The 14,093-nt window shown below is 49.4% G+C and carries 10 protein-coding genes; 6 read left to right on the top strand and 4 right to left on the bottom strand.

The genetic code is table 11. The features are described from left to right. Positions 1-93 precede the first annotated feature (93 nt). From P1P89_06355 to P1P89_06345, 3 genes are all read left to right on the top strand, one after another. Complete coding sequence (locus P1P89_06355; GenBank protein MDF1591120.1) at positions 94-2,349, top strand: xanthine dehydrogenase family protein molybdopterin-binding subunit; 2,256 nt, start codon at positions 94-96, stop codon at positions 2,347-2,349. A gap of 343 nt (positions 2,350-2,692) precedes the next feature. After that, positions 2,693-3,316, top strand: a complete 624-nt coding sequence (pyrE, locus tag P1P89_06350) for an orotate phosphoribosyltransferase (protein MDF1591119.1) — start codon at positions 2,693-2,695, stop codon at positions 3,314-3,316. 128 nt (positions 3,317-3,444) lie between these two features. After that, a complete protein-coding gene (locus P1P89_06345) occupies positions 3,445-4,593 on the top strand; it encodes a PrpF domain-containing protein (GenBank protein MDF1591118.1) in 1,149 nt (382 codons plus the stop codon). A gap of 19 nt (positions 4,594-4,612) precedes the next feature. On the opposite strand, the gene P1P89_06340 is transcribed toward P1P89_06345, so the two are convergent. The 4 genes from P1P89_06340 to P1P89_06325 all read right to left on the bottom strand — a co-directional run bounded on the left by P1P89_06340 (position 4,613) and on the right by P1P89_06325 (position 10,967). Continuing rightward, entirely contained in the window at positions 4,613-6,004 is a 1,392-nt protein-coding gene (locus P1P89_06340) for an SLC13 family permease (protein ID MDF1591117.1), read from the bottom strand. Positions 6,005-6,014: 10 nt separating this feature from the next. Next, on the bottom strand, positions 6,015-6,902 hold the full coding sequence (locus tag P1P89_06335; protein MDF1591116.1) for an alpha/beta hydrolase: 888 nt from the start codon (positions 6,900-6,902) through the stop codon (positions 6,015-6,017). Positions 6,903-6,943: 41 nt separating this feature from the next. Next, positions 6,944-8,482, bottom strand: coding sequence for a DUF1846 domain-containing protein (locus P1P89_06330; GenBank protein MDF1591115.1), 1,539 nt, complete (start codon positions 8,480-8,482; stop codon positions 6,944-6,946). Positions 8,483-8,600: 118 nt separating this feature from the next. Continuing rightward, positions 8,601-10,967 (bottom strand): molybdopterin-dependent oxidoreductase, encoded by a 2,367-nt coding sequence (locus tag P1P89_06325; GenBank protein MDF1591114.1) that lies wholly within the window; start codon positions 10,965-10,967, stop codon positions 8,601-8,603. 352 nt (positions 10,968-11,319) lie between these two features. On the opposite strand from P1P89_06325, the gene P1P89_06320 reads away from it, so the two are divergent. The 3 genes from P1P89_06320 to yqeB all read left to right on the top strand — a co-directional run bounded on the left by P1P89_06320 (position 11,320) and on the right by yqeB (position 13,943). Beyond that, a complete protein-coding gene (locus P1P89_06320) occupies positions 11,320-11,853 on the top strand; it encodes a PadR family transcriptional regulator (GenBank protein MDF1591113.1) in 534 nt (177 codons plus the stop codon). A 21-nt stretch (positions 11,854-11,874) separates the two neighbouring features. Then, entirely contained in the window at positions 11,875-12,894 is a 1,020-nt protein-coding gene (locus tag P1P89_06315; GenBank protein ID MDF1591112.1) for a molybdopterin-binding protein, read from the top strand. 239 nt (positions 12,895-13,133) lie between these two features. After that, the gene (gene yqeB, locus P1P89_06310) at positions 13,134-13,943 is read left to right on the top strand and encodes a selenium-dependent molybdenum cofactor biosynthesis protein YqeB (protein MDF1591111.1); all 810 of its coding nucleotides are present in this window, start codon (positions 13,134-13,136) and stop codon (positions 13,941-13,943) included. Positions 13,944-14,093 lie beyond the last annotated feature (150 nt).

Here is a 14,093-nt window from a genome sequence, read left to right as displayed (position 1 = left end):
TCGGCGTTTTTTTTCGCGGCGCACAGTGTGGCGGTCCGGGGCGGGCTGAAGGGCTCCAAATTAACGATATTTTTATAACAGAGGTGTTTTCTTATGAACAACCTTGCCGTTGTCGGTCACAGCGTTCCGCGGATCGATGCGAAAAGTAAAACAACCGGAAAAGCGGTCTATGCCAACGATCTGCATTTTCATGATATGATTTACGGCAAGGTTTTACGCAGTCCTTATCCCCGGGCAAAGATATTGAAAATAGACACTTCCCGTGCAGCCTCAGCGATCGGGGTGACGGTTTTAACGCACCGGGACATTCCCGGAAAGAATGCCATGGGCCCCATGATTGCCGATCAGCCGATTCTGGCGGGTGCGGAAGTCAATTTCTATGGCGAAGGGGTGGCTCTGGTGGGCGCCCAGACGGAAGCGGCGGCTGAAGAAATTCTTGATTTAATCCAGGTTGAATACGAACCACTTGAAGCGGTTTTCGATCCCATGGCCGCCCAAAAAGAGGGAGCGCCCGCCATTCATGCCGGGGGCAATCTGGCGGACTACATTAAAATCCGTAAAGGAAATATCGTAAAAGGTTTTGCGGAATCCGATATCATTGTGGAGGGTGAATACCGGACCCAGCGGGTTGAGCATGCCTACCTTGAACCTGAATCGGCCGTTGCCGAAATGAAAGGGGACGGCAATATCACAGTCTGGGCCAGCACCCAGCATACCCATTTTGATTGCCGGGCCATCGCCGCCATGCTGGGATTGAGTCAGAACAGGGTTCGCATTATTCAGATGGTTACCGGCGGGGCCTTCGGCGGCAAGATATGGAGCCTGTGTCCCTGTTATGCGGCCCTGCTGGCCTTTAAAACCGGGCGGCCGGCGAAAGTGGTCTATGCCCGGGATGAATCGATCCTGACCACCACCAAGCGGCATCCCTATATCATCCATTATAAAACCGGGGCGAACCGGGACGGACGGATCAAGGCCATTGAAGTCACCATGACAAGCGACACCGGCCCCTACATGGTTGTGGGAAAAGGCGTGCTGGCCCGCTCCGTCATTCAGGCGGCCGGTCCTTATGACATCCCCCATGTTAAAATTGATGGGTACGTGGTTTATACCAACAATCCCAACTGTGGCGCTATGCGGGGATACGGCGGACCCCAGGGGGCACTGGCCCATGAACGCCAGATGGATGAACTGGCCCGGCAGCTGAACATGGACCCCATCGAATTAAGGGAAAAAAATATTTTAAGGGTCGGATCTTCAACTGCAACCGGCCAGATTCTGGAAGACAGTGTGGGGATGCCGGAGGTTTTAAAGACTGTCCGGGCGGTTGTTGATTCAATAAAGTCGCAAACGTCTGCCGGAACACCCGGAAAAATGCGCGGCGTCGGGGTGGGGCTGGCTTATCACGGTATCGGCAGCACCCGGGGAGGGTCCCAGGGAACGGCTTATGTGAACCTGCTCATTGACGGCAGCGCCACCGTCATTTGCGGTTCGGTGGATATCGGTCAGGGGTCTGATACCATCTTTGCCCAGATCGCGGCAGAGGAACTCGGCGTACCCCTGGAAAAAATCAGGGTAATGACAACCGATTCGGACATGACGCCGGACTGCGAATCCACTTCCGGTTCCCGGGTGACGTATATATCCGGCAAAGCGGTTCAACTGGCGGCCCGGAATGTAAAGGCGACTTTGTTCGAAAAAGCTTCTATCCATTTGAATGTGCCGGTGGAAAAGATGGTACTCAAAAACGGCATGGTGGTTGTCGACGGTAATCCTGAGAACAAGATAAGCGTTGCCCATATTTTAAAGGAAAATTACATGCAGGGCATATCGGGGGTGGGGGACTTTATTCCCCGCACCGCTTCGCTGGATCCTGAGTGCGGATTGGGAAGCCCCTGCGGCACCTATTCTTTTGCCGGCGGGGTTGCCGTAGTCGAAGTGGACACAGAAACCGGAAAAATTACAGTTGACAAACTGGTCAATATTGTGGATGTCGGCAAAGCTATTCATCCCCAAAGCGTCGAAGGCCAGATTCATGGCGGGACCAGTATGGGTATCGGTTACGCCCTGCTGGAGGAAATTAAGATTGCGTCCGGGGTGATCACCAATCCGAATTTTATCGATTATAAAATACCGACTTCCATGGATGCGGGCGTTTTGTCGGCCCGTATTGTTGAAGCAGAAGAACCGAGCGGACCCTTTTCCGCCAAGGGGTTCAGTGAAGTTACGGTGACGCCGGTGGCGGCAGCGATTTTAAATGCCATTCGTGACGCAGTCGGCTTAAAGATAACAGATCTGCCCGCCGGCCAGGAGCGGATTCTTGAAATGCTGAAAGAAGCAAAAAGGTAATCAGTTTCGTAGAATTATCAAGTGATCATATTTGGACGACCTTCAGTTGAAGTAGTGAACTGCTGAGGATTCAAGGGTTCAAGGATTCCGAGGTTCAAGTGAAATAAAATAAACGATGAAGCTTTGAAAGGGAAAGGACTATGGGTCGGGGATCGGGGCGAGGAAATAGTAACGAGTGACGAGTAAATAGTAACGGGTAGGCAGGCGGCAAATGAGGAGCGCTTTGCCACTTGAATCCTTGACCCCTTGAATCCTGGAACCCTTTCTTCAAACTCATCGAGAGATTTTAATAACAAGCAAATTCTAATGACCAAAAACGAACAAGGTAAAGGAGTCTATCAACATGTACAAAGATTTGCCGAAAATGATTGCGGAATCAATGTGGGAAACCGGTTCAATCAAGGTCTCGGTGGACAACCCCATCAAAATGACATCCGGCAAGCTCAGCCCCTTTTATATCGACTGCCGGCTGTTGATTTCTTATCCGCTGCTGCGAAACAGCATTACTGCATACGCTCAGTGGATGTTGGCTGAAAAAAAAGTAGCGGTGGATAGTATCGCCGGCGGTGAAACCGCCGGGATCCCTTTTGCAGCCTGGCTTGCCGAGAAAATGAATCTGCCCTTTGTCTATGTGCGTAAAAAGCCCAAAGGACACGGGTTGACATCCCAGGTGGAAGGCAGGATCGAACCCGGCCAATCTGTCCTGCTGTATGAGGACTTAATCACCGACGGCTTGAGTAAAATCAACTTTCTTCAAGGCATCCGAAATGCCGGCGGCAAGGTCGAACATTGTCTGGTGGTGCTGGACCGGCTGGAAGGCGGAGAAAAAAAACTGGCGGAAGAAAATGTCAAGCTCTATGCCGTGGTGACAATGGATCAGTGTTTCGACGTGGGGTTAAAAAAGGGTTATCTGTCCGAGAAGGAAATGGCGGTCATCCGTTCTTATCTGGAAAAAGGGAGCCTTTAAATCCAGGGTATATCAAATTTGAAAATCCCCCTTGCCCCCTTTATTAAAAGGGAGGTCGGGAGGGATTTTAGAACGTCACCGTAATTATGAAAAACATGTATTCAAGTTCGGCGATAGGGAGACCCTCGATGCAAAAACGAATACCGGCTGTTTTCATGCGGGGCGGCACCAGCAAGGCGGTGTTTTTTCATGAAAACCATCTGCCAAAAGATCCGGCAGTCCGGGATCGCGTCATCCTTGCGGCTTATGGCAGCCCTGACCTCAACCGGCGCCAGATCGACGGGATGGGTGGTGCGGTTTCCAGCACCAGCAAAGTGGCCATCATCAGTCCTGCTGATGATCCGGATTATGATGTTAATTACAATTTCGGGCAGGTCGGCATTGACAGCCCCCTGATTGATTTCCGGGGGAATTGCGGCAATATTTCAGCAGCGGTGGGTCCGTTCGCCGTTGACGAGGACCTGGTAAAAGCCCAGGAGCCGTTAACCCAAGTCCGCATCTATCAGGTCAATACCAAGAAACGTATCGTGGCGGAGGTTCCGGTCAGAGACGGCCGGTTCGATGAAAGCGGCGATTACACCATCGACGGTGTTCCCGGAACCGGTGCAAAAATTGCGCTTCACTTTGTGGACCCGGGCGGGTCAGTAACCGGCCGGCTGCTGCCCACCGGAAATGTGGTCGATACGGTTGATGTGTCCGGGCTCGGAAAGATGGTGGTTTCCATCGTGGATGCCGCCAATCCCATCGTGTTTGTGCGGGCTGCCGATCTGGGGCTGAAAGGGATAGAGATTCATGAGATCGATGCTTCGGCCGACATCCGGAAAACACTGGAGTCCATTCGCAGTATGACAGCAGTGATGATCGGCATGGCGTCGTCTCCCCAGGAAGCTACGGAAAAAGTGCAGGCAGTCCCCAAAATTGCGTTTGTAAGCAAGCCTTGGGATTATCAAACCATTACCGGCAAAATGGTCCGGAAAAATGAGATCGATCTGGTGGGGCGGATCATATCCATGGGGGAGCTTCACAAAGCCTATGCCGGCACCGGTGCTATCTGCACGGCCGGGGCGGCAAAAATCAAAGGCACGATCGTCAATGAGATGTTCGGCGGCGACGATCAAGCCGAAACCATCCGGATCGGCCATCCCGGCGGGGTCATGGAGATCGGCGTCAAGGTTAATAGAAACGGGAATGCATACGAATATGTCGAGGCTGTCGTGGGGCGTACCGCCCGGCGTCTGATGGAAGGATATGTGTGTGTTCCGCAAAAGTATTTTTGAAATATATAACCGGTCCCCATTATATCCCGCCAACGAGTTTCCACCAAAAATAATTGATGGGCAAGAGGAAAACGTAAGTTATTACCGCCAGGGCCAAAAAGAGCTTTGCCGACACCGACAATTTTTCACCTGCTATTTGAAGCCCGACTACAACTGACGGTATTTGATACGGGAAAAATATGGTTGAAAATCCCAGTACCTGCGTCATTAAAACAGTTTTTAAAGGCAGTCCCGTAACCTGTGATAAACTGTCCGCAATGGGCGTCATCACTGCCGGAACGCCGGGGAGCGTGGCGATCATCCCCGTGAACGAAGACACAAGGCTGAGCAAAACATAATTTAAAAACGGTTTGTCCACGCCAAAGGGCAATGACGCAATCAGCTTATTGGCCAGCACGTTGCCTAAACCCGAATGGCTGACCAATCCGCCGACGCCCAAAACACCTGCCAGGTAAAACAGTGATCCAAAATTTATTTTTTTATTGAATTCATGCGTGCCGACGATTTGGATTCCGGGAATCAGCAGCAGTATGGCGCCTCCCAGTGAAATCCACGCCGGTGAGACCTTATGAATAAAATCCGTCATCCACAGTGCTAAAAGTAATATGATGATGACGAACAATACGGTTTCTTTCGACGATATGGGTCCGGCGGCTATCAGCTCTTCTGTTCTGTTTTTTTTCGGTTTGTCCGGATAAAGCATCAGAATCAGAAAGACAATAACCAATGCTTTCAATATACCGAAAATCGGAAAATTCAGAAAAAGGTAATCTCCATATAAAATCGATATGTGAAATTGTGTTTCAGACAGACCGGCAAGGATCATGTTTACCCCATTCGACGGCAAAATGGCAAATGCCGGAACAACGGTGCCCACTATGACCGATAGAATAACGCCGGTTTGACCATTTGATCCTTTTTTAAAGCCGAAGTAGCTTGATATTTTAAGTGCAATGGGTATTAAAAGCAGCACCCTTCCTATGGGCGACGGCATCAAAAAGGCAAACAAGATGCCCATGACAACCAAGCCGCTTATCAACCTGAAATAACTCCCATCCAGATAGGCAACAACTTTGCCGGCGATTCTATTGCCTAAACCTGTGTCCGTAATCCCGATTCCTATTACAAGGCCGCCGAAAACCAACCAAAAAACAGTTGTTCCAAATCCTGAAAAAATTACTTGCGCCGGCGCTATTGAGAACAGCATGGCAAAAAAGAAGAAAAACAGCGAGGTCAAATGTTCATGGAAAATTCCGGTTGCCCAGGAACTTATGATAATGATCACAAGGGCTGCAGTTTTTGATTCTTCAGTTGAAAGTGATGCCGGAGAGAATAGCAGCAACCCAAGCCCCAAGGCTATTGCCAAGACAAAAAAAATCAACCTGAAATTGATGAAAGGTTTTATCGCCATGGGTTGAAGGTCATTTCTTGATATTGATTGCGTGCAGCATTTCAAAATAGGTTTTGTTAAAGGTTTCTGGGGCCTCATAACAGGCCCAGTGCCCGGCGCCTTCAATCTCTCGAAAGACCAGATCCGGTTGAATAGCCCTGAGATAATTGATCCGCTCATGCATATGGCCGCTGACAATCGCATCGCGGCTGCCGTAAAGTCCCATCAACCGCCCCTTCGCCATGTGGAGCGATTCTCGCAAAATATCCTGATGCCAGTATTTGTAGGTTCGCACACGGCAGCGCGGCGTGTTCCAGTTTTGAATGTAAACGGCCAGGTCATCCACCTTTTGAGGATCAGCAATCATTAATATTTCAAGATTCCGCCTGTGGGCTTGCAGGCGTTCCTCTTCCGTTTTAGCCCTGCGCCAGTTTTTGAGGGGTTCCATGGGATTGCGCGTAAGACCCATCCCGCCCGAACCTGAAAACGTGTGCGACAACAGCCGGTCGCCCTGCAAGGCTGCCACAAGCCCGCCCACGATGCCGCCGAACGAAAACCCGAGCATGTGAAACGGTTCACCGGGCGGCAGAATCTGATCAATTCCGGCAGATACGCTCGCTGCGATATTTTCCACGGTTTGAGGTTCCGGCAGATCATCTGAATCGCCGAATCCGGGCAGGGTAGCTGCGAAAACGGTAAACCGATTCGCCCATACCGGAATATTGCGGATCCAATGCAGCCAGGAACCGAATCCCCCGTGCAGCAACACCAGCGGCTTTCCCTCGCCCCACACATGCCATATCATGTTCCCCGAACCACAGGGCGTCAGACGTTTTTGCGATAATGATTCAATCCCGGCCACCGCTGCAATGGGTTCCTCATCCGGACGCGGTGGAACCAATATTTTAGCATCATTCATAAAAAAACAACCCATGATTTGTAGGCGATCCTTATTACGAATTACAGGCGATCATAAGATGTGGATGCAATAAAAAGGTTTTTTGTCGAAAAATTAGGATCACTTGTCAAATTTACTCCCAGACGTCGCAAACCTGCTTCGTCACCGGGCGTGGGGATATGCGTCATATGAACTTCACACCCCTTTAAATCAGTTAGTTTTTCCATTGCCAGCTGAACCGTATGGTTTGTCGTGGCGCTGATACTGAGAGCAATAAGTGCTTCTAACAAATCCAGACTCAGGGTTTTTTCATCTAGAACTTTTGTTTTGAGATTTTTAACCGATTCGATGATATTTGGCGGCAATAGTTTAATTTTATTAGGAATTTCAGAGAGATGCTTAATGGCATGCAGAATAAGGCTGGATGTTGCATGAAGATGCGGGGAATTGCTGCCCGTTATTATCGTTCCGTCTTTCAGCTCTATGGCCGCACCGCAATAAACACCCTCATTTCCCTTATGTATTTTCTGTGCTTCAAAAGCGGCCATTCGGGAAGGTTCAACAACCCTTCTGTACTCGGGGGAAAGATTAAAATCTTTTATGAAAAGCTCTACCCGCTGGGCTGTTTCTTTATCCGTTAATCCCATTGCATATTCACATTGATAGCGAAAGTATCGCCTAATCACTTCCTGCTTGGCAGCCTCCCTTGTCAGTGCATCATCGGTTATCGCAAATCCGACTCGATTTACACCCATATCTGTTGGCGATTGATAAAATGACTCACCGCCGCTTATTTTTTTTAAGATTCTTTTTAGGATAGGAAATACCTCCACATCGCGATTATAGTTAACGGCTTTTTTGTTGTAGGCTTCCAGATGGAATGGATCAATTAGGTTGAAATCTTTAATATCAGCGGTTGCCGCCTCGTAAGCTACATTGACCGGGTGTTTGAGGGGCAGATTCCAGATAGGAAAGGTTTCAAATTTTGCATACCCGGATTTTAACCCCTTTTTGTAATCATGATAAACCTGGGAAAGGCATGTCGCCAGCTTTCCACTACCCGGCCCGGGCCCGGTAACAATAACCAGCGGTTTTTCCGTCGTAATATATTCATTAACCCCATAGCCCTGGTCGCTTACGATTAAATCCACATCCGTAGGATAACCTTTTGTGTATTGATGGGTATAGACTTTTATGTTTCTTCTTTCTAATTTGTTCTTAAATAATTTAGCGCTGGGTTGGTTATCAAAACGGGTAATGACTACTCCCAGGACGTTTATTTCCCATTCTACCAGGTCATCTATTAATTTAAGGGCATCGGCGTCATAGGTTATGCCAAAATCCGCCCTGATTTTTTTTCTTTCAATATCCCCGGCATAAATGCAAAGCAGAACATCGGCATTGTCTTTCAATTTCTGCAGAAGCGCCATCTTGACATTCGGATCATATCCCGGCAGAACCCTTGAAGCATGATAATCATAAAGAAGTTTCCCCCCGAATTCGAGATAGAGCTTATCGTTAAATTTATTAACGCGTTTAAGAATCTCATCTGTTTGCTCGGCAATATATTTCTTATTATCAAAAGCACTGATCACCGCCATTATCCCTCCTCATGTTTCTTTTATTGAAGTAAAAACAGTTAAGAACGTCATACGAAAATTATTGCCACCTACCAGAGTTGTTTCCTGCGCAGTCAGGGGCGAAAGAGGAAAACAGTATTCACGCAGGCTCCTGAAGTTTCTCAATGTTACAGATATAGGATTTATGGGGGACCGCCCCGGTGATGGGGTCGGCCAAATCGTTGGTTACGATCAGGTTCACGTTTGCGCCTGCATCGCTGAAGGGATCATAGCCGGGCAGGTTCAGTTGCTTACAGCTCTGCCACCAGCCGTGCTGGGTGGAGACCACCTGGGGGTGGATGCCTTCCTGTAATTTTGCCTTTACGCGGATGGACCCGTGGGGGGTTGACATTTTGACCCAGTCGCCTGCTTTAATGCCCAGCTTCTCGGCAGTGTCGGAATGGATTTCCACATAGGGATGGGGCGCCATTTTTCGCAGGGCAGGGACCCCGCGATGCTGGCCGTGGCAATAGGACAGCAGTTTGGCGTTGGTGAGGATAAAGGGAAACTTCTCTGTCAGTTCCGGACGGCTGAAAGGGCTCATGAGCGGTTCTTCATATACGGGCAGGGGATCAAAACCATTTTCAAGGAATATTTCAGAATACACCTCGATTCTGCCGGTAGGAGTTGAAAAACCTTTGACGCCGACCCCATCGATTTCTTTGTATTTTTCATACCTGACCGGCTGCGGCAGAGAGATGCCGACCGGATTTTTTCTCAAGTCCTCCACCGTAAGGCCGCTTGGCGCAAGCTGATGATTAAAAGCCGCTTCAATGTCTCCATTCCAGAACTTGTCCGAGAGCCCCAGTTTTTTGGCCAACTCGAAAATGATAGTGATATCCGGCTTTGATTCATACAGGGGTTTTATAACCTGGGGCATCAGTTGAAGATGGCAGCAGGGCTTTGCGGTTCCTTCAAAGGTTGGTTTCACAAAGAATGATTCCCAAGCAGTGGTAGCCGGCAGCAGAATATCCGCCATTTTGGCGGCCGGGGTTTCAAAGAGTTCGGCCAAAACAAAGAACTCAAGTTTTTCAAAAGCGGCCTTGCCCCTTTTGCTGTCGCCGTTGGCAGTAAGGGAATTGCCGCTAAAAGAAACCAGTGCTTTGACAGGGTAAGGTTTTTCCTCCAGGATGGCCCGGTATAGGTCTCTGGCCTGAACATTCGTGGGACCGAGGGGACGGTTTTCCTTGCCCAGGGGCAGTTTATCGAGCTTGAATTCTTTTTTGCCGTCGATGTGATTTGTTTGGGGTTTCGGGAAAATGACATTGCCGCCGGGTCTGTCGAAGTTGCCGCTGATTGCAAAGAAAGTGCAGATGGCCCGGTTGTTCTGCATGGCGCCGGTGTGCTGCTCAACGCCGTTGTAGGCGTAATAGCAGGACGGTTTTTGGGTATAAAAAGCACGGGCGGCTTCTCTTATGCTGTCCACATCCACCCATGTTATTTCGGCTGATTTTTCCGGGGGAAACTGATTGACCCGTTCAATCAGGTACGCAAAGGCCGGACGGCAGGTGACGGTTTTACCATCCGTAAGCTTCAGGCGGTGTTCGCCCGACAGGGCCGGTCTCCCTTCTTTCAGGTAATTCCTTTTCTGGGGGTCATAGCCCAGCAGATCGTCCGCGGACTCGTCCCATACCAGGTAAGGGTTGTTTTGTGAAGCAGGTCCGATTTCGTTTTGCCGGATAAACCGGCCGTTATCCGTTCGTACTAGAAACGGCGAATTGGTCCAGCTGCGGACAAACTCGCGGTCATAGAGCTTCTCATGGATGACCACATTCAGCATGGCCAGTGCCAGGGCCGTATCGGTTCCCGGACGGACCGGCAGCCACAGGTCGCCTTTTTTCCAGGTTTCATTGCGGCGGGGATCGATAATGATGACAGTTGCGCCGCGCTTGCGGGCCGCGTTGACATCCTCCAGATGTTTTTTCCAGGATACGGCCGGATTATGCCCCCAGAGGAGGAGGCAGTTGGTGTTTTCAAAATCGGGCTTGGGCATGCTTACGCCGTAGGTGTATCGGGAGCCCTGTGATTTATGCCAGCTGCAGATATGGATGGTGCCGTGGTCATAATTGGGGCTGCCGAATGCCAGGCCCAGGCGGGAGATCCACCCCTTGAAATCATTGGCAGGTCCTCCGCCGGAAGAGCCTTTGCCGAAAACAACGGCTTCTGCGCCGTACTCTTTCCGGATTCGGAGGAGTTTTTGCGCGATGGTACCCAGCGCTTCTTCCCAGGTGATGCGCTTCCAGCCGGGGTCCGGGTCTGTTTTGGGTCGGGTTCGCTTCAGGGGATACTTCAACCGCTCCGGATGATAGACCAGCTCCGGGCTGGCAAGCCCCTTGGGGCATAGATTGGTAAAGTTGGGATGGTCGGGATCCTTGCGGACTTTCACAAGTTTTCCGTCTTCAATATGACAGATCACGCCGCAACGGGATTTGCACTGGGGGTCATAGGTCTGAATGGTCGATTTCATTAGTAGGTTTCCTTCAAACGATGCGATTGCCGTCTTCTTTTGTTGGGATTGTCAGATGTCTAAATAAATTACTCAGAGCGACATAACTATTATGGGTTTTGTCATTACGGGCTTAACCCGGCATTGCTTTCTGGATTCCTGCTTTCGCAGGAATGACATTCTTTTATACATTTAATCTTGTTGATTACGGACAACAGACAATTTTCAACGGACATTGAGCATTTCGATCAAATAACGTACATTTCAAAGTCGCTGAATGCAAGAAAAAACAACGGCGCCGTTCGTACATTTTTATTGACTTTATATTTTACTTTAAAATATTCTAAAATGGAATATAAAGGGGATTGACGCAGTGAAGACCAAACCTTCCAGCGAATATGTCTTGCTGGGGGCCTTGATGTCCGGCCCCAGGCACGGCTATGAAATCATGCAGTTCACCGAAAAAGCCCTTGGAGCGACCTGGTTTGTAGGCACCAGCCAGCTTTACGCGCTGTTAAAAAGACTCCAGCAGCAGGGACTGGTTCAATCCACTCTGGAACATCAGGACGCACGTCCCGCCAAGCGTATCTTTACGATAAGTCCGGAGGGAAAAGACGCTTTTCTGAAATGGCTGCATGAACCCACCCGGCATGTCAGGGATTTTCGGATCGAATTTATGGCAAAGCTTTTCTTTTTTTACCAGCTCTCCCTCCTGGGAGGGAAAAAACTGATCGACGCCCAGATTGAACTGCTTAAAAACGTTCGGTTAACAATAAAGCAAAATCACGCTGCCGAGACCGATCCGTATACCCGGCTGGTTTATGGATTTAAACTGGCAACGGTAGAGCTGCGGATGAAATGGCTGTCGCAAAAAGCCCGTCCGTTTATGGCGCAAATAAGAGATTGATTAAGGAACAGAATGGATAGAATGAAAAAAATCAAAGTTGAAGATGCGGTCGGGATGGTCCTGCCCCATGATATTACCTGGATCATACCCGGTAAATTTAAAGGCGTGGGTTTTAAAAAAGGACACATCGTCCAGAAAAAAGATATTCCGGAGTTATTGAAACTGGGAAAGCAGCACCTCTATGTGCTGAACCTGTCGAATACTTATGTTCACGAAGATACGGCTGCATTGAGAATTGCCCGGGCTGTTGCCGGCAAAGCGCTCAAGTGGACCGATCCGTGCGAGGGCAAGACAAATCTTATTGCCAAAACCGATGGCGTTCTTAAAATCCACACCGGCGGGTTGCTGAAAATAAACAGCATCGGCAGTATTGTCATTTCAACCCTGAAAAACAACTTTCCCTGTAAAGCCGAACAAACCGTGGCTGCGACCCGGATCATCCAGTTGATTATCCGGAAAAAAAAGATTGAGCGTCTGGAAACGATTGCTGAACGATTTAAATCGCTGATAGAAGTATTACCCTATGGGAAGAAAAAAGTCGGGGCGGTCGTTACCGGCAGTGAACTTTATGATGGATTGATAAAAGATGAATTCGACAAATATGTCGGTTCTAAAATCAGCGGTCTCGGTTCAACCATTCTTAAGAAAATTCTGGTGCCGGATGATCCCGGACAAATTGCCGATGCCATCCGGAAATTAATTGCCCTGGGATGTGACATGATTGTAACGACGGGGGGACTATCCGTTGATCCGGACGATGTCACGCGCATCGGCATCCAGCAGGCCGGTGCAAAGATAATGTTCTACGGATCGCCGATTCTGCCGGGCGCCATGTTTCTGTATGCCTATCTTGACACAGTCCCGATCATGGGTTTGCCGGCATGCGTGTATTATCATGCCACCACCGTATTTGACTTGATGCTGCCGCGGGTTCTGGCCGGGGACAGCATCACCAAAAATGATATTGCCGCACTGGGCCATGGCGGTCTTTGCATGAATTGCAAGGAATGCCGCTATCCGGTGTGTCCGTTCGGAAAATGAGTTCTGGAGTTGACTATAAAATATGACAATGTAAAGTAAAAAAAGGATTAGCTTCAAATTGGTAGATTCACATCAAAGGGTTCAAGGATTCAGGGATTCAAGGGATCAAGTGAATGAATAAAAGTTATAAAGAAAAACTTCCCTTTAAGGAATTTGACTTGATTCCCCAATGGAAAGAACAGCCTTGTCTTGAACGATTAAAGGCTTATGCAACATCATGGTGAACTTGAGGGAAAAAAATGAAAACCGAATTGAACCGGCTCGTTGTCGGAATCAAGGGGGCGGGGGAAATGGCAAGTGCGGTTGCCTGGCGCCTTTATATGGCTAACATTAAGACCATCTTCATGCTGGAGATGCCCCACCCGTTAGCGGTCAGGCGGTCGGTATCTTTTTCTGAAGCGGTTTATAAGGGCGCCGCAACAGTCGAAGGGGTTGAAGCCAGAAAAGCCGGGGATGCGGATGGAATCCGGGCGGCCTGGCATAAAAAAGCGATTGCCGTTTTGGTCGATCCACACTGGACAGCCCTTAAAACGATGCGCCCCCAGGTCGTTATCGATGCCATTCTGGCCAAAACCAATATGGGAACGGCAAAAACCGAGGCCCCATTGGTCATTGGGCTGGGCCCCGGATTCACCGCACCCTCAGACGTTCATATGGTGATAGAAACAAACAGGGGGCATTATCTGGGAAGTATCATCACTGACGGAAGCGCTGCATTGAACACAGGAATTCCCGGAAATATCGGTGGTCATACGGATCAGCGTGTTTTGCGGGCGCCGTTGGAGGGGATATTCAAAACGAGGCATTCCATTACCAATATGGTAAAGTCGGGCGATGTTATCGGAACGGTGGAAAGCGAAAAGGTTTACGCCGGAATTGACGGCGTACTCCGGGGGCTGCTTCGATCCGGAAGCCGGGTCAGCAAGGGGTTAAAAATTGGTGATATCGATCCCCGGAAGGACAAGAGCTATTGCTATACAATTTCAGATAAAGCCAGAGCCATTGGCGGGTCTTTGCTGGAAGCGATCCTGCGGGTGTATAATGTGTAGGAAGAAAAAGGGGCCAAGGGGTCGAGGGTTCTATGGTTCCGGGAAAATGAAAATATGCTTTAAGAGGAAGAGGCTAGTGTCACGTCAACCTTGTAATGTCGTAAAAAATGTGGTAAGTATGCTTCATAATCAACCCGGGAGGATTGGATA

The organism is Desulfobacterales bacterium (genome assembly GCA_029211065.1).
GTDB lineage: Bacteria > Desulfobacterota > Desulfobacteria > Desulfobacterales > JARGFK01 > JARGFK01.
This window is presented reverse-complemented; position numbering and strand designations above follow the sequence as displayed.